Genomic DNA, 20,277 nt, shown 5'->3' with positions numbered 1-20,277 from the left:
ATACATGCTTATTTTATTATCACCAGCTAAAAAATTATTAGATCCATCTAAGCCATACGATGCTAATATATCGAAACCCGCATTTATGGATAAAACGCGCATTCTTGTAAATTTGATGCAAACTAAATCTGTAGATGAAATTGCAGCGCTTATGGATTTATCGAAAGATCTTGCTGAATTAAATTATCATCGATACCAAATATTTCATTTGGATGATAAGGCGTTACTTCATTCATACCCAGCATTATTTTTATTTCAAGGTGATGTCTATCAAGGCTTACAAGCAAAAAACTGGACTCAAGATGCGGTACGATATTCTCAAGATCATTTAAGAATCCTGTCGGGACTTTATGGTCTACTGAATCCTCTAGATGCAATTCAACCTTATAGACTCGAAATGGGAGTTCGTTTAGAAAATTCTGAGGGAAAGAATTTATATGATTTTTGGCAAGATACAATAACAGATGCACTGAATCAACAGCTGGCCGATCAAGAAAATCCTGTATTAATTAATCTAGCTTCTGTTGAATATTTTAAGGTAGTTGATGAAAAAAAATTCAATTATCCAATAATTACGATTAATTTTTATGAAAACAAGAATGGACAGTTAAAAATGATTGGCATTCATGCTAAAAAAGCTCGTGGAGCCATGGCAAGATTTGTTATGCAAAATCAATTTGATGATTTGTCTCGTCTTAAAGAATTTAGTGAGCTAGGTTATAAGTTTAATGAGTCTACATCCTCGGAACGGCATCTGGATTTTGTTAGAAGCTCTCCAGCGTGAATTATCGTAGCCTGGTGAAGTTTAGCTTCTAGACAACTAACTATAAAAATCTAACAACTGTCATGTGGAATTTATCTAGTAGAGCACACCGTTTAAATCATTTTCCTGCGGATGGGAGCGTTTGTTATGTCAAAAGAGATGACGAGTTAGGTTGTGGAATTAGCGGTTCGAAATTACGTAAATATGCTAGCCTTTTACCTTTTTTGCTGGAGCAAAAAATACGCCATCTTATTATTATTGCTGGACCTCAATCGAATAACTTACTTGCGGTTTTGCAACTAGCAAGAGAGTTTCAATTTAAAGTGACTGCTTTTTTGATTCAACCTTGGAAATTAGAATTGCAAGGAAATTATAAACTAAGTCGTCTTTTTCTCGAAGAGCATGAAGTTGTATGGGTGGCTCGTCACGAATGGTCTCAGGTGAATAAACTTGCTTATTCCTATCTTAGCACACTCAGTGAACAAGGATTTGTATTACATGAAGGGGCGAGTGTTCCAGAAGCAATGGAAGGATCTTTGACGCTTGCTGCAGATATTATCTTAAATGAAAGTGCTTTAGGAGTAACATTTGAACATCTTTTTATTGATGCCGGAACTGGTTTTTCTGCTGCAGCACTCATTAATGGGCTAGCAAGATTAGAGCATCAAGCAAAAATTCATGTACTGCTATTAGCGGATAATGAAGGGTTATTTCGTAGTAAGTTAAATCAATGGATTGGATCCATTCCAACTAATTTCTGCTGTTTTTACCCAACAACAGCTAAGGCTTTTGGCTCTGTGAATCAAACAATTAAAAATGAAGTAAAACGTTTAGCAAAAGAAGAGGGTATTTTGGCAGATCCTATTTATGCTGCTAAATTATTTCATGAGTCAAGAAAGCGTATTAGCTCAGAACAATTAATAGGTAATATATTGATTATCCATTCTGGTGGAACCTTGACTGTTTCTGCATTTAATTATGTCTAATAAATGGAGATAACATTGTATGTCTTCGCAGCTTTTACCCATAATCTATTAGCAAATTGATCGATGCGCGAATTTTATGTACCTCTGAGATTTCTTAGGTGCTGAGCGTAAGAATTTTAATTTTCATCATATTACCCCTTGAAATTTAGCAACTGATCCCTATATCAATTAAATCATTAGATAATGTGTTAATAGGAGATTAGATAAAAATGTCAAGCAAGCAACAAACTATGGGCTTTCAAACAGAAGTAAAGCAAATGTTGCATTTAGTAGTGCACTCGCTTTATTCGAATAAGGAAATATTCTTACGTGAATTAATTTCTAACGCTTCAGATGCTTTAGATAAATTAAGATTTTTAGCTTTATCAAACAGTGCACTTTATGAAAATGATTCGGATTTGAAAATCAGTATTGATTTTAATGAAAAATTGAAAACTATCACCATCAGAGACAATGGAATTGGTTTAAGCTGGGATGAGGCCATTGATAATTTAGGTACCATTGCTAAATCTGGCACCAAAGAGTTTATGAGTCATTTAACAGGTGAAAGTGCCAAAGATTCCCAATTAATTGGACAATTTGGGGTTGGTTTTTATTCAGCTTTTATTGTTGCAGATAAAGTCACAGTTAAAAGTCGTCGCGCAGGTTTAAAACCCGAAGAAGGTATTGTTTGGGAGTCAAATGGTGAAGGTGAGTTCACTATTGATTATGAGAAAAAGGCATCCCGTGGTACAGAGGTTATCCTGCATATCAGAGAAGATAATGATGAGTTTTTGAGTGGTTGGCGTCTTCGCAGTATCATAAGCAAATATTCCGATCATATTTGTTGGCCCATAGTGATGAAAAAAACATCAACTGAAGAGAAAGAGTCCGATGAGTATGAAACAGTAAATAAAGCGACTGCCTTGTGGACGATGCAGAAATCAGATATTACCGATGAAGATTATAAATTGCTTTATAAGCATATTTCTCATGATTATCAAGATCCGCTTACATGGTCGCATAATCATGTTGAAGGAAAGCATGATTATATTTCTTTGCTTTATATTCCAGCTCATGCTCCTTTTGATTTATGGCAACAGGAAACCAAACATGGTTTAAAACTCTATGTAAAACGCGTATTTATTATGGATGATGCAACTCAGTTTTTACCGCGTTATTTACGATTTATAAAAGGTATTGTTGATGCAAGTGATTTGCCATTGAATGTATCACGAGAAATTTTACAAGATAATAAACAAGTCGAAAGCATCCGCGCGGCATGTACAAAACGTGTTTTGTCCATGTTAGAAAAGATGAGTACTCAAGATAAAGAAACCTATCAAAAATTTTGGAATGAATTTGGTTTAGTATTAAAAGAAGGTCCTATCGAGGATTTTGCAAATAAAGAAACGATTGCTAAATTATTGCGATTCGCTACTACGGCCAGTGAATCAGAGAAGCAAGAAGCGACTTTGGATGATTATATAAGTCGAATGAAAGAAGGGCAGGATAAGATCTATTATATTACGGCATCTAGCTATAATGCGGCTAAGAACAGTCCTCATTTAGAAATCTTCAAGAAAAAAGGAATTGAGGTATTATTATTAAGTGACAAAGTCGATGAGTGGTTGGTTGGCTATTTAAGTGAATATGCTGGTAAAAAATTGCAGTCGATTTCTAAAGGAAAAGTTGAGTTTGATGATGATGCTACAGATCAAATTAAAGAACAAGAAAAAACACTAGAACCAATTCTTACTCATATTAAGAAAATTTTAGAAAGTAAAGTTAAGGATGTAGTTGTTACTAATCGTTTAACTGATTCTCCTGCATGTATTGTTGCTGACGAACAAGATATGGGCTTGGAAATGCAACGTATTTTACAAGCAGCAGGCCAACAAGTTCCAACGACTAAACCCGTATTTGAAATTAATCCTGAACACGTATTAATTAAACGTCTGCATGATATTCAGGATGATAATTTGTTTGAGTTATGGGTTACTATGTTATTTGAGCAGGCCGTTTTAGCAGAAGGCGGTCAATTAGATAATCCTGCGGATTTTGTAAGTAGAGTCAATAAGCTATTAGCATCATCAACGGTGTAATTGTAGTCTGATAGAAGCGCGGCAAATCACAGTTTATGAGGATTTGCCGCGCTTACCTTTTCAACTAGAACCTAGCAAGAAAGAGTATTTCTTGGGGTGTGTTCTAATTGTGGTGCTGTTGGCTTAACCGTTGATTGAATTATGGTTTCACCACCAAAGAACGGTATATTCCTTGCTTCTGTCACAACAATTTGTTTGGCCTGATGAAGTAATGAATCTTCTTGTTGTTGCAAATTGTTAATTTTCTTATCAAGTAAATTAAAACTCTTTTCTGCCTCACTGATTTTTTCTTTTATTGAAGGAATTATTTCTTGTTCAAGAGATATGATTTCTCCAGATTGTTTCGATATGGCTGTTATATTTTGCTGCATTGTTATTTTGTTGTGTTCTAACGCATTGCTATCACTATTGTTTTTTAGCGTATATGCTAAAGTTGCCAGGAAAATACCTACGGTAATAAAGCTTATTACTGCTGCAGGAGCAAAGCACAAAGAGATTAAAACCATAGGCATCATATACATTCCTAAAAATCCTCCGCCAACAGCGATTCCTGAGCATAAGAGGCTAAATAATCCAATTTTTAGTAGATAATCTCTATAAGTGCCTCGTTCTTCAATGGTATGTTTTAATTGTTTATTTTCTATTTCAAGAGCTTGATTTTGAGCATGAAGTTGCGGGTTTGCTTTTTTTAATTGAGCGACCCTACTTTCTTTTTGATTTAAATCTTGTACATGTGTCTCTTTATCACGATAAACTGAGTGGCGGATTGAAATTTGCTTATACTTTTCAGCTTGGGTTAAAAGATAATTCTCCATAGCGCTAATTATTTGTCTTAACGCTTCTTTTTCCTGATACTTTAAGGTTAGTGATTGTAATAGATAGGGAAGCCGGATCAAGAATGTTTTATAGCTCATTTCTGTTGCATTTTGCATTAATTGATGCTGCATTTTGTGAAGTTTTTCATGCGAATCAATAATTGATTGTTGTAAAGCACGATAATTTTTTATGGATAATTGGTTTTCGGTAGCTTCGTCGTATATACGAGCTTGCTCTCGCATTGTGCGTGCCTTGGCGCGATCATTTCGTTGCTTTTGTTTTTCAGGGAATTCTGTAGTTAATCTGGTTGTTATGCCTTCTATGCGTCTTTGTTGTTCTTGAGCAAGCATACGTTTGTTTCTTAATGTTCCTTCCAGTTGCTTTAGTTTTTGAGAAAGAGTATTTTTCTGAAACTCTAATGATTCTCTCTCGTGAGCATGGTGATGTCCTGTGTCTGATGGACTTTGGGCTGTGTTAGGACGTTGATCCGTCATGTTCGGATGCGTATGTTGTGTTGGCTCAGGATGAGTATGTGTATGTTGTGTTGGCTCTGGATGAGTATGTGTATGTTGTGTTGACTCTGGATGAGTATGTGTATGTTGTGTTGGCTCTGGATGAGTATGTGTATGTTGTGTTGGCTCTGGATGAGTATGTGTATGTTGTGTTGGCTCAGGATGAGTATGTGTATGTTGTGTTGACTCAGGATGAGTATGTGTATGTTGTGTGGATTCTGAATGGGGCGTTAGTGCAATTTGTCTTGAGATTTCTTTGATGTAAGATTCATGACGCAATATATCCTCTTCAATCTCATTAAGCTCGTTACCAATCAATCGTTTTTGTACTTGAGTTGAGAGCAATTCATGTTCTAGTTGAGCGACTAATTCTAAATCGGTTTGGCTTTCTTGATGGTCTACTTCTTTTTCTTTCAAATCGTGTTGAATTTGTTTTTTACATGCATCTACCGTTAATTGAGTGGCAGTATTTTGTTTATCTTGGGCTAAAAGCTGGCTAAGTTCCTTTTGAATTTCAGTTGTTACAGCAGATACTGGCGATAATTGAATACAGGAATTACGTAGAGTAGCATAATCTGAAACAGCAATGTACCTATCTGTTATTTGTTCCAGTAAGTGATTAATATTAAGGGTTGATAATGACATACTGAGTTCCTCCATGCGAATTTTTTGTCCATTTTATAGAAGGATACTAAAGAGTCAACCAATAAATTTTAAAAAGATCCTGAAAAAAGAGAGTAATCTTTTTTCAGGAATTATCAATAAGAAAAATTATGCATAAGGAAGAACTAATACGGTTGTACCTACATCAATAAAATTCTCATTGAGCCACTTTGCAGCGCCTGGGAGGACACGAATACAGCCATGGCTGCTATTGTATTTAGGAACCTCATAAGCCGCATGAATTGCGTAGCCATCATGAAAATGCATGCAATAAGGCATTTTGGCGCCACCGGCTACGTGACCATCACGTGCAAGAGGATATTCATTGGATTTACAATCAGCCCCTTTTTTATTAAATACAGCGAAAGTTCCAGTAACAGTTCGACATGATTGATCCGAGTCAGGGCAGTGATCCATGCCTCCAGAGGCGCTGCCTGTCATTACTCGATTACCTTGAGCATCGTAGGCCGCCCATGCATCAGCATTAGGATCAAAAACAAAAAGTTTTTTACCTTTTACATTCCATGTCGCGGGGAACACATTTTGACCTCGTGTATCATCTTGGTAGGGGGTGGTGTAATGTAATTGACCTGCATCATCAGCGATAACATCAGGTTTGTCAGTGACACAAGAAGTTGCAAGAAGACCAATTAGGGGGGCTAGATACATAAATTTTTTCATCTAATAAATCCTTAAAACATACTGTAAAAAAAAGGCTCGATTCATCGAGCCTTTTTATTCTAATCGGAAATCATTCCAAATTAAAACTATTCATCAGTTAATCGAAAATATTTTGTTCCAAAATATCTTTGAAGTTTCTTCCTAATTGTGCCGCGACTAATGCCAAGCATTTTAGCAGCTTGTAGTTGATTGCCACGTCGTTTTTCCATTACTGCTTGAAGCAATGGAGGTTCAACCTCAGATAATATCATGTCATATAGATCATCAATGTTTTTATTTTTATTTTCGGCAAGAAAACGAGAGACTAAATTATAGACTAGATCTTGTAGACCTTGGTCTTGTTTAATGATACTTTGGGTTGTTTCAGGTGTTTCAATGACAGTCATCTTAACTTCCTTATTAATAATTAAATCATAATTCCAGTTGCTTACATTCAAAATGAAAGCAAAATTAATTGTACATGAAGGATAATTGATATTCTATATTTTTAAGATAAAACTATGCATTTTTTTTGTGCAATTCATTCGCCACAAGATCAAACAATGAGCGATCAGATTTTTCTGCAGACAACGACTGTTTCACCTTAGTTAATTGGGTGAGCATTTTATGGGGTTGTTCAGGATCGTTATAGAAATGATCAATATAACGAGTTAATTCATATGCATTGCAATCATATTGCAAGAACTCAGGAACGATCATTCTATTTGCTAGAAGATTACACAAGCCTAAAAATTTTACTTTGATAAACTTCATTGCTAAAACATAATTGAGTAAAGATGATTTATAAATAATACACATCGGTTTTTCTAATAATGCACATTCAAGAGAAGCGGTTCCCGAGGAAACAATGACAAAATCTGCTGCGGCCATACAATTTAATGCTTGTCCCTCTATAAAACTTATTGGTAAGTGGGTTTCAGAAAAATAATGTTTAATTTTTTCGGGATTAATTGTATTCGCAATAGGAATGACAAAATATAGGTTAGGATGGCGTTTTTGAAGAAGCAGTGCTGTATCACGTAAAATTGGCATATGATGCTCAATCTCATTATTACGGCTTCCTGGAAGAAGTGCAATAATTCGACTGTCGGCAGGAAGCTTAAGTGTGTCGCGCTGTATTTGAGTATCGTTGGCGGAGAAAGATATTTTTTCTACTAAAGGATGGCCAACAAAATTTACTGGAACTTTTGCTTTTTCATATATGGCTTTTTCAAAGGGCAAAATAACCGCCATTTGGTCAATGCATTGCTTTATAAGATGAATTCGTTTGGCCTTCCAAGCCCAAATTTGGGGGCTTATATAGTAAAGAATTTTAATGCCTAGTCTTTGCTTTGCATATTTTGCTAATCTTAGGTTAAAACCAGGATAGTCGACCAGAATGAGTAGATCTGGTTTTTGCCGGTTTAAATGTTTCTTTACTGCAACAAAAGCCTCACGAATTACTTTAAGGTGACGAATGACTGCTGTAAGACCTGTTACCCCAAAGCGCGCGAGATCAGAAATTAATTCTGCACCTGCTTCTTGCATATGCTGGCCACCTATTCCACTAATTTTTATATTGGGGTAGGCGTCTTTTAATTGACGAATCAAAACTGATGCATGAACATCCCCTGATTCTTCCCCCGCAATAATCACTATCCGTTTAGATTCTTGCATGGCGTTCCATCAAGTTAGCATTGATAAGTGAAGTAATTTTTTCTGCTGTTTCCAGGGCCTGTAGGCCGTCTTCTCCAGTAACCAGCGGGATACTATCTTCTTCAATGCATTTGATAAAAGCTTTTATTTCTTCATACAAAGCATCTCCATTGGCAAATTCCTTTTGTTCATGGGTAATATCGGGAATTCCAGGGAACAGCTCACCATCACCTTTTTTAAAGACTGCAAATTTTTTATTTTGATAGTCTATTGAAAGATAAGTATTTTGTTGAAAAATTCGTGTCGTGCGTTCAGTTTTAAAACTAATACGGCTTGCTGTAAGATTAGCAACACAATGGTTGGCAAAAGTAATGCGAGCATTAGCAATATCGATTGCGTTTGTCAGTACTGGGGCTCCTTGAGCAGAAATTGAAATAATAGGGCTATTAACCATATTTAGAATTAAATCAATATCATGAATCATCACATCAAGTATCACATTGACATCAGCGCCACGCGGATTGTATGGAGCTAAACGTTGTGAGTCTATAAACAATGGATTATCCAGGTATTTATCTAAAGCGAGTCGGGCGGAATTAAATCGCTCTAAATGCCCAACTTGCAATTTAGCATTGTTCATTTTGGCCAGTTGTATTAATTCAGCTGCTTGTGATAATGTTTCGGTAATTGGTTTTTCTATTAAGGTGTGTATTCCCCGCTCTAAAAAAGATTTCGCAATTTCATAATGTTTGTTAGTCGTTGCCGAAATACTTACCGCATCAACCTTATCAAATAAATCATGATAATTAGTATAACCGGGAACTTGTAACTCATGCGATACTGTTTCTACTGTTTTTTGATCTAGATCGCAAACGGCAACTAATTCTACATTAGAAAGAAGTTTATATTTTTGTGCGTGAAATCTACCTAAATAACCGACACCAATTACTGCACAACGAATTTTACTCATTCTGTCTATCTGTTAATTATTTGTGCGCATGATCGCATTTCTTTGATGATAAATCAATTTTAAAAGGATATTATTAGCCTTTAATAAAATGAATCATGGATAATATAATGCTTGTAGCTGGTGTAGATGAAGTCGGACGAGGGCCTTTGGCTGGAGCTGTTGTAACTGCTGCTGTTATTTTAAAAGAACCCATAGAGGGGCTTACGGACTCAAAAAAATTAAGCGCAAAAAAACGTGAATTACTCTCATTACTTATTAAAGAACAAGCTATTGCTTATGCTTATGGTCGGGCGGAAGTCGATGAAATTGATGCGCTTAATATTCATCATGCTACTTTGTTGGCGATGCAACGAGCCATAGAGGCTTTATCGGTTAAGCCTGATCAGGTATTAGTGGATGGTTTACATATTCCTAAGTTAAATATTCCGTGTAAGGCAATCGTTCAGGGTGATGATTTAATTCCCGAAATTAGTGCTGCCTCTATTCTTGCTAAAGTCTCCCGTGATGCAGAAATGGAAGCACTTGATGCGATTTATCCAGGATATGGTTTTGCTGGGCATAAGGGATATCCGACGGTCGCACATCGAGAAGCATTAAAACGACTTGGGCCAAGCCAGATTCACCGAAAAAGTTTTGCGCTAATCGGCAGTTTAACTTAATTTAAACTGTTAAATAAAATCTTGTGCGAGCTAATAGACATCAAGATACCAAAACTTGCTAAAAAGGTAACCATTGCTGTTCCTCCATAGCTTACCAGCGGTAATGGAATACCGACAACAGGTATTATTCCCATGACCATGCCGATATTAACAAATCCAGACATGAAGAAGGACATAGCGAGACTTGCTGCTAATAAGCGGGTAAATGTAGTTTGGGCATTAGATGCAATATGGAGACTACGCAAAGCGATCATGACAATAAGAGCAATGATCGCGAATCCACCAGCAAAGCCAAACTCTTCGCTACTTACAGCAAAAATAAAATCAGTGGCATGTTCTGGTAAAAAATTAAGATGGGATTGACTTCCCTCTAACCAACCTTTTCCTGCAAGCCCGCCTGAGCCAATAGCAATTTTTGATTGAATGATATGGTATCCTGCACCCAGAGGATCTTGTTCTGGATCAAGCAGGGTATAAACTCGTTGCTTTTGATAATCATGCATCACATGCCAGATGACTGGAATAGCTGATCCTACCATAAGTATAAGTAATAGAATCACTTTAAAGCGAATTCCTGCTAAAAATACAACACATAATCCAGCAGCTGAGACCATTATCGCAGTACCCAAATCAGGCTGTTTGGCAATTAATAATGCGGGGACACAGATAATCAGTCCTGCGACAGCAATCGCTTTAAAACTACTCGGGCGAGCTTGACGATCAAAATACCAAGCAGCCATCATGGGTACAGCTAATTTCATGATTTCCGACGGTTGAAATCGGAATAAACCTAATTCGAGCCAGCGTTGAGCTCCTTTACCGATTTTCCCCATCAGCATTACTGCAATCAATAAAGTTAATCCTACGCTATATATCCATGGTGTCCAAATTTTGTATTTATGGGGGGGAATAAAACCAAGCACAAGCATAATGAACGAGGCAAAAATGAGTCTCATTGATTGACGTAAGATCATTCCCGTGTTCGCGTTAGAGGCACTATACAAAATCAAAAGACCAAAACTAATCAATACAAGCAATAAGCCCAATAAGGGGAAGTCTAAGTGTAATGATTTCGCAGTAAAACGATAAACGGGTTTACTATTGAGTCTGTTCATTTTTCTTTTTCATCGGATAAAGTTTATAATATGTATCAAGTACTTTGCGAGCAACCATTGAGGCGGCAACATCATTTTCTACAACCACTGCTATTGCAATTTCTGGTTCTTCAACCGGAGTAAAAGCAATAAACAATGAATTGTCTCGTAATGCTTCAGGGATGTCTTCATATTTTGTTTTTTCATATTGTCTGCCGCTAAAAACCTGGGCAGTTCCCGTCTTTCCCGCAACAGGGTAGGGTGGATTGCGACCAAAACGATAACCTGTACCTTCATTACTGATTAAAACATTATGCATGGCGTCAGCAACTATGTCCCAGTTTGCTTCATCTTTCAGATAAATTGGGTATTCTTCTATGGGTTTATATCGTTTTACCTCCCCACTGTCACTATTTACGGTTTTTGTTAATAAATGAGGTCTGAATCGGCGGCCATGTTGACTTAAGGATGCTGTTGCGTTAGCCATCTGTAATGGTGTAGCTAACATAAATCCTTGTCCTATGGAAGTAATTAAGGTATCACCAGGATACCAGGGCACACCTTTAGTTTGTTTTTTCCAACGCAAGCTTGGGACGATACCAGAAGCTTCTTCATGGAGATCAATTTGGCTTAAATGGCCTAGACCAAATTTGACAAGCATATCCTCAATATTGGAAATACCCATTTTATTTCCAAGCTGATAAAAATAAGTATCGCACGAAACAGTGATTGCTCTTTTAAAATTGATCATTCCATGTCCTGTTTTTTTCCAGTCTCTATAGATATGGCTGGAGTTAGGTAGTTTATATTTACCTGGATCATAGATTGTTGTTGCTGTAGTTATAAATCCTTTTTCTAAACCTGCTAAACCAACAAAAGGTTTAATTGTTGATGCAGGAGGATAGACACCGCGAACAGCACGATTAAATAGCGGTCTTTGTAAGGTATTAGAAAGTTTTTTGTATTCCTTAGAGCTTACTCCAGCCACAAAAATATTGGGATCAAAACTAGGAGAGCTTACCATAGCCAGAACTTCACCATTTTTAGTATTAATAGCTACGGCAGCTCCACGCTTATCTTTTAATGCTTCATAAGCTGCTTGTTGCAGTCTGACATCAAGGCTTAAATAGAGTTTTGATCCGGAATGAGGATTAATTTTATCAATTGTTCTTAGAGTACGACCACTAACATCAGTTTCTACCATTTGATATCCAACTTTGCCGTGGAGAATATCCTCGTAGTATTTTTCAATGCCGGCTTTACCAATAAAGTTTGTAGCTCGGTAATTGGTAGGATCTACTGCTTTTAATTCTTGGAGATTGATTCTACCTACATAACCAAGAACATGTGCCGTTATTGCTCCTAAAGGGTAGTGACGCATCAGACGAGCTTTAATGCTCACACCTGGAAAATGGTATTGATTAATCGCAAAAATGGCAACTTCTTCCTGAGTCAATTTTAATTTGATGGGGACGGGGACAAATGAGCGATTTTGTTTGCGAGTGCGCTTAAAATTTTCAATATCTTCGTCAGAAATTGAAGGAATTAGTTTTTGCAATTCAGCTAACGTATGCTCCATATTCTTTACATGTTCAGGAATAATTTCCAAAACATACACGGGTACATTTTCTGCCAACAATACTCCATTTCTGTCAAGAATAACCCCTCTTGGTGGCGCAATCGGAATGATACTCATTTGATTTTTTAGTGAAAGTGTTTGGTATTTTTTGAATTCAGAAATTTGTAGAAATGCGAGCCTTAAAACTAGGATTAAAGATAAAATAATAAGAAAAGCGACCAGCAAGTTAATTCTGAAAAGTTGATGCCGAGATTCGATTCGATAATTTTTAAATGATTGATTTCGACTCATAACCTACAGTCAATTAAGATGGATACAAAAAATCGCATGGTAACTTAAAATGGGGCCGTTTACTATAGATTTACTTACTTATGGTACGGATGATTGTGAATAATAGACCAGGCCCTATACAATGTTTCTAATAAAATGATTCGCACTAATGGATGGGGGAGAGTAAGTTTTGATAAAGACCATCGTTCATCACAACGATTGAGCGTTTCTTGCGAGAGTCCCTCTGGCCCACCTATTAAAAAGCAAAGGTGGCTGTCTGTGTGTTGTAATTGGGAAATTTTAATTGCTAGCTCTTCACTGCTAAATGATTTTCCCCCCATGTCTAAAGCAATAATTCGTGAATTATGTGGTAATGCTTCTTTAATTAGAACTGATTCCTTTTCTAGAATCTTGCTTAAATCAGAAGACTTACTCCGACGAATTAAAGGAATTTCGATGATTTTAAGCTGAATACCGTCATTAAGTCGCTTTGCATATTCTTGAGAGCCTTGGACGACCCAAGCGGGCATTTTATTGCCTAACGTGATAACGGTAACTTTTAGCATAATATTGTTTAAGGCAGATCTTCCCAAAGACTCTCAAGATTATAGTATTGTCTGTATTCAGGTTGCATAACATGGACAACAAGGTCACTAAAGTCGATCAGTGCCCAATCTCCTGTTTCTAGGCCAGTGCAATGCATTGCAGGCATTCCTGAGGACTTCATTTCCTCCATTATCTTTTGTGAGATTGCTTTGACATGGCGCGATGAACGACCTGAAGCAATAATCATATAGTCAGTAATAGTTGTTTGTTTGCGAACGTCGATTACTTTAACGTCAATTGCTTGGTTGTCATCAAGTAGATGTAACACTTTGTCTAACATTGGGTTTTGTTCTGACATATTTTTAGGTGGTTATTTATAAAAAAGCGCTGAATGATAGCAGTATTTTCTCTATATAAAAAGAGTTATCAGCAGAAACTCGCTTTAGGATAACAATATTAAAATGCTTCATCTGATTTATTCAGTCAAATGGACATGCGTCAATAAAAATTTAATGACCGCAAATAAAACCAGACAGCATAAAGAGGCAAGAAAAAGAATACCTAATTGTTGTGTAAATGCGGTAGCATAAAGTGTTTTTAATACAGCAATGTTCGTTTCTCCAGAAGGAATTGCGGTTAATGCTGCGAGCTTGCCAGATAGAAATCCTCCAATTCCTAGAGAAACAAAAAAGATTCCCATCATAGTGCTCACTTTATTTTTATCGGCTAAAAGTGTAATTGCAGATAATCCCACTGGTGATAAAAGTAGCTCGGCTAATGAAAACATTAGATATGCAGGAATAATTAAAAGTGGAGAGAGTAAAGAGTTCTTGTCAGTAAAATTACTGACCAATGCGATGACCGCGTAAGCTAAAGTGGTAATAAATATTGCAAGCAAGAATTTTTTTCCAATGCTTAAACCACGCTCAATTAAATTAAGTTTGAAATTTCTGCGTGAGAGGACAAAACCAATAATGAGCATGCCTAGACTTTGGATGGTAACGTAATAGGGGGGGGGAAATAAAATGCCACAAAATGTGGGTTCAACAACTCGTGAAATAAACAGCGTCAGCGACATGAACATTTGAAAATAGAAAGCCCAAAATACCACTGAAATAATGCATAGTAAACCAATAACTAATGTTTTTCTTGATTGATTCGCATTTTCCTTACTCACTGAATACATGATGTAAGCTGCAGAAAATAAAACAACAAGTCCAAAGATAAGGTTCGCTAATTTGGGTGAATTCAAAATATAAAATGATAAAGACCAAAGAAATATCATTAGAGCAATTGCTGCAATGATTTTTTTATATTGAAAAACAAAAGGGTTGTAATCTTTTATTTTATATTTTTTGATTCCATATGAAAAGACAATAAAAGCAATGATCATTCCAATTGCTGCGCTTGTAAAAGAAGCTACCCAGCCAAAGCGGTCATGTAAAATACTTGGTAAAGTAGTCCCTAAAATAATACCGGTGGTTATTCCCATATAAAAGATAGTAAAGCCGCTTTCACGACGAGCGCAACCCGAAAGGTATTCATTACCTAAAAGGGAGGAAATATTGGGCTTTAGTAAACCAGTGCCCACGGCAATACCAGCAAGTGATGCAGTAAGCACGAAGGGATTATCTACCAATGAGAGTAAGCAATAACTTATAAATAAAACAACAGCCCCGAGTAACACTGCTCTTTTTTGGCCAATTAATTTGTCGGCTATCCAACCGCCAACGACTGGAGAAAGATAGGTTAGAGCGGTAAACGAGCCAACTAAAGCATAAACTTCCTTATCAGGCCATTTAAAATACAACGCTAAATAAAGTGCGAGAAGGGATTGAACTACATAAAAGCCGTAACGCTCCCACATTTCGGTTGCGAAAAAGATGCGTAATGATTTTGGATGTTTTTCGTTTTGCACTTTAATAATACACTTGGTTCGATATTTTAATTATATAACATATCATTTCTTATGCTATATACAAAGTGTTATTTTATATTGCATCTTGTAGGTTAGATAATACAATTATGAAGCATATTAAAAATAACAAACAGTGTTTACACTATGATATAGACTTCCCCGCTCGATAAAAATCTTCTGTATGTTTGTAAAATAAAAATTTATTACCTCGTAAGCGATATAGATGTCTATGCGCTGAAATTTCTCTGGTGTATGATGCTTCTATTTGATTCTCTATAGGGGAGTTTGTATGAATGGACACACCCAAAATCGGGTAATTAGGGCTAATCGTGGGACTGAAAAGCAAGCTAAAACGTGGTTGACAGAGGCAGCACTTCGTATGCTCTGCAATAATCTTGATCCAGATGTAGCAGAAGATCCTAATTCTTTAATTGTTTATGGTGGTCTGGGGAAAGCAGCACGTAATTGGGAGTGCTTTGACAAGATTGTAGACGTTCTTAAATCATTAGAAGAACACCAAACTTTATTAATTCAATCAGGGAAACCAGTCGGCGTATTTACTACTCATGAAGATGCACCGCGAGTACTTATTGCTAACTCTAATTTAGTTCCTCATTGGGCTACTTGGGAACACTTTAATGAGTTAGATAAAAAAGGGTTGATGATGTATGGACAGATGACCGCGGGCAGTTGGATTTACATTGGTTCTCAAGGTATTGTACAAGGAACTTATGAAACTTTTGTTGCAGCGGCGCGAAAACATTATGAAGGAAGTTTAGCGGGACGCTGGATTTTAACAGGTGGCTTAGGAGGTATGGGGGGAGCGCAAACTTTGGCTGGCACAATGGCAGGAGCAAGTGTTTTAGCTGTTGAATGTGATTTATCAAGAATTGAGAAGCGCCTTAAAACTAAATATTTAGATCGTTATACTACAAATTTAGACGAAGCTTTAAATTGGATAAACGAATCTTGTGAGAAAAAAACTCCATTATCTGTTGCTGTATTAGGTAATGCGGCAGAAATATTTCCTAAGCTCGTTGAACGTGGAGTTTCTCCTGCTTTAGTTACCGATCAAACAAGTGCCCATGATCCATTAAACGGCTATCTTCCAGCAGGTTGGACTTTAGAACATGCAGCTGAATTGCGCAAAACTGCTCCTGAAGAAGTTGTAGCGGCAGCTAAAAAATCGATGGCAGTTCAAGTTCATGCAATGTTGCAATTTCAAAAAAGAGGTATCCCTGTTTTCGATTATGGCAATAATATAAGGCAAATGGCTTTTGAAGCAGGGGAAAAAAATGCCTTTGCATTTGAAGGTTTTGTTCCTGCTTATATTCGACCCCTATTTTGTGAGGGGATAGGACCTTTTAGATGGGTGGCTTTATCAGGAGATCCTGAGGATATTTATGCTACTGATGCAATGGTAAAAAAACTTATTCCGAATAATCCTCATCTGCATCATTGGTTAGATATGGCAAAAGAGAAAATTTCATTTCAAGGGTTACCAGCCAGAATTTGTTGGGTTGGTTTGAAAGATCGTGCACGCTTAGCATTAATATTTAATTCAATGGTTCGTAGTGGAGAACTTAAAGCACCTATTGTAATTGGGCGTGATCATTTGGACTCAGGCTCTGTGGCAAGCCCTAATCGCGAAACAGAAAGCATGATGGATGGTAGCGATGCAGTTTCTGATTGGCCCTTACTCAATGCGTTACTCAATTGTGCCAGTGGTGCAACTTGGGTTAGCATTCACCATGGTGGTGGTGTTGGAATGGGTTTTTCACAACATGCAGGCGTTGTTATTGTGGCTGATGGAACAGAAAAAGCCGCACTGCGAATATCGCGAGTCCTGCATAATGATCCTGCTACTGGTGTGATGCGTCATGCTGACGCAGGTTATGAGATTGCAAAAAATTGCGCTAAAGAAAACTCACTTTGGCTGCCTATGGAAGTTTAAAATGTTATCTGAGTCTCGTGTTCCATTCCCAAGTAAAAATGTCAGATTGGAGTGCACGGATTTCAGTCAGCCGGTAGGTGACTCAGGGGGCAGCGAAACGGACCCCAGTTTTTATAGTACGATTTCCCGGGTTTCGCTTTGCTGCACCCAGGCTATATGTTTTAAAATAGCAAGGAGTTAATTGAATGGCCGAACATTTTATTCTTCAACCTGGTGCATTGACTTTACAGTCAATTAAGCACGTTTTAAATCAACAGTTAAAGTGTAGCTTAGCTGAAGATGCATTGGCGAAAATTGATGCATCACGCCAGACTGTTAAAAAAGTAATTCTTGATAAAAAAACAGTGTATGGCATTAATACAGGGTTTGGCTCATTAGCTAATCAAACTATCTCTTCAGAGAATTTAAAACAATTACAAAGAAACATTGTGCTTTCCCATGCTTGTGGTACTGGTGAATTACTTTCGGATGAAATCGTTTCTTTAATATTATTGCTTAAAATAAATAATTTAGCGCAAGGTTATTCTGGGGTACGTTTGGAACTCATTGAAACTCTAATTTCTCTATACAATCATAAGATTTACCCTTGTATTCCTTCTAAAGGTTCTGTTGGTGCTTCAGGTGATTTAGCCCCTTTAGCGCATATGTCTTTACCTTTACTTGGGGTAGGAGAGGTACGTTATCAAGGAAAAAAAATAAGTGCGGTAGAAGGTTTAAAAATCGCCGGTCTAAAACCAATTGAATTAGAGGCTAAAGAGGGACTAGCTCTTTTAAACGGATTACAAGTTTCAACAGCAATTGCTTTAACCGCGTTGTTTGCTACGGAAAATCTGTTCGAAACAGCATTGATTGCGGGGGCATTATCTGTTGATGCAGCAAATGGCAGTGATGTTCCTTTCGATGATCGAATCCAAAAAGTCCGAGGCCATGAAGCTCAGCGAAGTGTGGCCGCATGTTATCGAGAGTTATTAGCAGGAAGTCAGATCAGAGAGTCACATCTTGATTGTGCTCGTGTACAAGATCCCTATTCATTACGATGCCAACCACAGATTATGGGCGCGGTGCTTCATCAAATCCAATTTGTAAAGGAGACTTTGCAGGTAGAAGTGAATGCTATCTCTGATAATCCTCTAGTTTTTAGTGAGCAAGAACAAATTATTTCAGGAGGTAATTTTCATGGTGAAATTGTTGCTATGGCAGCTGATAATCTTGCTTTAGCTATAGCTGAAATTGGCTCTAATGCGGAGCGAAGGATTGCATTACTTATTGATAAAAACTTTAGTAATTTACCTGCGTTTTTAATTAAAGAAAGTGGTTTAAACTCAGGCTTCATGATTGCCCATGTGACTGCTGCTGCATGTGCGAGCGAAAACAAAGCCCTTGCTCATCCGCATTCAGTGGATAGTTTACCTACCTCCGCTAATCAAGAAGACCATGTTTCAATGGCAACAAGTGCAGCAAGACGATTACATGCTATGAATGATAATACTGCAACTATTTTGGCAATCGAATTATTAGCAGCAAGTCAGGGAGTAGAGTTTCATAAACCGTTAAAATCATCGCAGTTATTGGAAGAGGTGCATCAACGTCTGCGGTCTTATGTAGCACCTTATGATAGTGATCGTTTCTTTGCGCCTGATATTGATCTCGTAAAAGAGAAAATTTCAGCTGGAGAATTCACCACTCCTTTTTTTCACTTGTGGGATATTGAGTAGGATCAACGTGATTGTCGAAATTTATACTGATGGGGCATGCAAAGGAAACCCCGGGCCTGGAGGCTGGGGAGTGTTACTTCGTTTCAAAGGGCAAGAAAAGACTTTACACGGCGGAGAAGCACATACTACAAATAATCGTATGGAACTTATGGCTGCAATTAAAGGTTTAGAGGCTCTAAAACGTTCTTGTATTGTAGATCTATACACTGATTCTCAATATCTAAGACAAGGAATGATGGACTGGTTGCCTAATTGGAAAATGAAAGGGTGGCGAAACTCCAAAAAAGAGCCTGTAAAGAACGCTGATCTTTGGATGTTGCTTGATGAATTAGCTTCTCGTCACCAAATAAATTGGCATTGGGTTAAAGGTCATTCAGGTCACTTGGAAAATGACCTCGTTGATGCTTTGGCTAACCAAGCTATTCAAGAGTTAAGAGAGTAAGGCATGAGACAAGTTGTTTTAGATACAGAAACTACAGGTATTGGGCATGAGCACGGCCATCGTGTTATAGAAATTGGTTGTGTGGAATTAATTGATAGAAAATTAACCGGAAATCATTATCATGTTTATCTCAATCCACAACGTCTGGTAGATGAAGGAGCATTCCGTGTCCATGGAATAAGTAATGAATTTCTACAGGACAAACCTTTATTTGCAGAGGTAGCTGAGCAATTTTGGCAGTTTATTAGTGGTGCAGAATTAATTATTCACAATGCTCCTTTTGATGTCGGCTTTTTAAACTCAGAGTTACAACTTATTAACTGGAATAAGAAACTTGAAGTTTATTGTAAGATTACCGATACACTGGTTTTAGCCAGAGAAAAATATCCAGGACAACGTAACAGTTTGGACGCGTTATGTAAACGCTATGGAATCGACCATTTTAATCGTGAGTTACATGGAGCTTTATTAGATGCTGAGATTTTAGCTTTTGTTTATCTAGCAATGACTGGTGGACAAACTAGTTTATTTGCAGAAGTTGAAGAAGCCTCCATCCATGTTAATGCAAAAAGCCAAGAAACAGTTGCGCTTCATTTAGAAAACTCTGTAGTTTTGCCAGTAAGCTCTGATGAACTTGAATCACATCAATTATTTGTTGATTTTTTGCAAAAAAAATCTGGAGTGAATTACTGGGAAGATTAATGCTTCTTTTCTGGTTCAAAAATATAATTGGCGCAGAATTTTCGAGGAATTTCTGCGCTTTCCTGTTTTGTGCTCAATGCTTTAAAAATATTAAACAACAACGAATGATGATTTGTCTATATTTATTATCTCAGCAACAAACCCGTTTACTCATGAAAACCAGGTAAAGTACCAGTCCTTCACGTTATCCTTGATGTGAATATAAGTTGCGGTGATTTAAGAGGATTTGAGTTAATCTGCTTAAATCCTAGAACAATATTATGTTACAGACGCTCTTGGTGACAAAAA

18 protein-coding genes are annotated in these 20,277 nt (G+C 37.1%); 8 read left to right on the top strand and 10 right to left on the bottom strand.

The genetic code is table 11. The annotated features are described in order from the left end of the window. The first annotated feature begins 4 nt into the window (after positions 1–4). The 3 genes from yaaA (at position 5) to htpG (ending at position 3,833) form a co-directional block, all read left to right on the top strand. On the top strand, positions 5–784 hold the full coding sequence (gene yaaA, locus EL220_RS09650) for a peroxide stress protein YaaA (RefSeq protein ID WP_027269718.1): 780 nt from the start codon (positions 5–7) through the stop codon (positions 782–784). Between the two features lie 62 nt (positions 785–846). Next, positions 847–1,749: a pyridoxal-phosphate dependent enzyme gene (locus EL220_RS09645; protein ID WP_027269719.1), complete on the top strand. Its 903-nt coding sequence runs from the start codon at positions 847–849 to the stop codon at positions 1,747–1,749. Between the two features lie 209 nt (positions 1,750–1,958). Next, on the top strand, positions 1,959–3,833 hold the full coding sequence (gene htpG / locus EL220_RS09640) for a molecular chaperone HtpG (protein ID WP_027269720.1): 1,875 nt from the start codon (positions 1,959–1,961) through the stop codon (positions 3,831–3,833). A 71-nt stretch (positions 3,834–3,904) separates the two neighbouring features. Here the strand turns inward: htpG and EL220_RS09635 are convergent, their stop codons facing one another. From EL220_RS09635 to EL220_RS09615, 5 genes are all read right to left on the bottom strand, one after another. Further along, positions 3,905–5,806 (bottom strand): hypothetical protein, encoded by a 1,902-nt coding sequence (locus EL220_RS09635; protein ID WP_027269721.1) that lies wholly within the window; start codon positions 5,804–5,806, stop codon positions 3,905–3,907. A 126-nt stretch (positions 5,807–5,932) separates the two neighbouring features. Next, a complete protein-coding gene (locus EL220_RS09630; RefSeq protein ID WP_027269722.1) occupies positions 5,933–6,505 on the bottom strand; it encodes a L,D-transpeptidase in 573 nt (190 codons plus the stop codon). A gap of 86 nt (positions 6,506–6,591) precedes the next feature. Next, on the bottom strand, positions 6,592–6,891 hold the full coding sequence (locus tag EL220_RS09625; RefSeq protein WP_027269723.1) for a helix-turn-helix domain-containing protein: 300 nt from the start codon (positions 6,889–6,891) through the stop codon (positions 6,592–6,594). Between the two features lie 112 nt (positions 6,892–7,003). Next, a complete protein-coding gene (gene lpxB / locus EL220_RS09620; protein WP_027269724.1) occupies positions 7,004–8,161 on the bottom strand; it encodes a lipid-A-disaccharide synthase in 1,158 nt (385 codons plus the stop codon). After that, positions 8,148–9,110, bottom strand: coding sequence for a Gfo/Idh/MocA family protein (locus EL220_RS09615; RefSeq protein WP_027269725.1), 963 nt, complete (start codon positions 9,108–9,110; stop codon positions 8,148–8,150). Before EL220_RS09615 ends, lpxB begins: the two co-directional genes overlap by 14 nt. 107 nt (positions 9,111–9,217) lie before the next feature. On the opposite strand from EL220_RS09615, the gene rnhB reads away from it, so the two are divergent. Then, on the top strand, positions 9,218–9,769 hold the full coding sequence (gene rnhB, locus EL220_RS09610; RefSeq protein WP_035905602.1) for a ribonuclease HII: 552 nt from the start codon (positions 9,218–9,220) through the stop codon (positions 9,767–9,769). Here the strand turns inward: rnhB and rodA are convergent. From rodA to EL220_RS09585, 5 genes are all read right to left on the bottom strand, one after another. After that, positions 9,766–10,884 carry a rod shape-determining protein RodA gene (gene rodA, locus EL220_RS09605; RefSeq protein WP_027269727.1) on the bottom strand — a complete coding sequence of 373 codons (1,119 nt, stop codon included), beginning with the start codon at positions 10,882–10,884 and terminating at the stop codon, positions 9,766–9,768. The two genes, rnhB and rodA, sit on opposite strands and share 4 nt — an antisense overlap. Beyond that, complete coding sequence (gene mrdA / locus EL220_RS09600) at positions 10,868–12,733, bottom strand: penicillin-binding protein 2 (RefSeq protein WP_027269728.1); 1,866 nt, start codon at positions 12,731–12,733, stop codon at positions 10,868–10,870. The genes rodA and mrdA overlap by 17 nt, the downstream gene beginning before the upstream one ends. A 74-nt stretch (positions 12,734–12,807) precedes the next feature. Further along, positions 12,808–13,278 (bottom strand): 23S rRNA (pseudouridine(1915)-N(3))-methyltransferase RlmH, encoded by a 471-nt coding sequence (gene rlmH / locus EL220_RS09595; RefSeq protein ID WP_027269729.1) that lies wholly within the window; start codon positions 13,276–13,278, stop codon positions 12,808–12,810. Positions 13,279–13,286: 8 nt separating this feature from the next. Next, positions 13,287–13,616 carry a ribosome silencing factor gene (gene rsfS, locus EL220_RS09590; protein WP_027269730.1) on the bottom strand — a complete coding sequence of 110 codons (330 nt, stop codon included), beginning with the start codon at positions 13,614–13,616 and terminating at the stop codon, positions 13,287–13,289. Between the two features lie 117 nt (positions 13,617–13,733). Next, positions 13,734–15,125, bottom strand: a complete 1,392-nt coding sequence (locus EL220_RS09585) for a peptide MFS transporter (protein ID WP_051544694.1) — start codon at positions 15,123–15,125, stop codon at positions 13,734–13,736. A gap of 340 nt (positions 15,126–15,465) precedes the next feature. On the opposite strand from EL220_RS09585, the gene hutU reads away from it, so the two are divergent. The 4 genes from hutU (at position 15,466) to dnaQ (ending at position 19,989) form a co-directional block, all read left to right on the top strand. Next, positions 15,466–17,130, top strand: a complete 1,665-nt coding sequence (gene hutU, locus EL220_RS09580; protein ID WP_027269732.1) for a urocanate hydratase — start codon at positions 15,466–15,468, stop codon at positions 17,128–17,130. A gap of 185 nt (positions 17,131–17,315) precedes the next feature. Next, positions 17,316–18,845, top strand: a complete 1,530-nt coding sequence (gene hutH, locus EL220_RS09575; protein WP_027269733.1) for a histidine ammonia-lyase — start codon at positions 17,316–17,318, stop codon at positions 18,843–18,845. A gap of 7 nt (positions 18,846–18,852) precedes the next feature. Continuing rightward, positions 18,853–19,287: a ribonuclease HI gene (gene rnhA, locus EL220_RS09570; RefSeq protein ID WP_027269734.1), complete on the top strand. Its 435-nt coding sequence runs from the start codon at positions 18,853–18,855 to the stop codon at positions 19,285–19,287. Positions 19,288–19,290: 3 nt separating this feature from the next. Next, complete coding sequence (gene dnaQ, locus EL220_RS09565) at positions 19,291–19,989, top strand: DNA polymerase III subunit epsilon (RefSeq protein WP_027269735.1); 699 nt, start codon at positions 19,291–19,293, stop codon at positions 19,987–19,989. Positions 19,990–20,277 lie beyond the last annotated feature (288 nt).

The sequence above is a fragment of the Legionella sainthelensi genome, assembly GCF_900637685.1.
Lineage (GTDB): Bacteria > Pseudomonadota > Gammaproteobacteria > Legionellales > Legionellaceae > Legionella > Legionella sainthelensi.
This window is presented reverse-complemented; position numbering and strand designations above follow the sequence as displayed.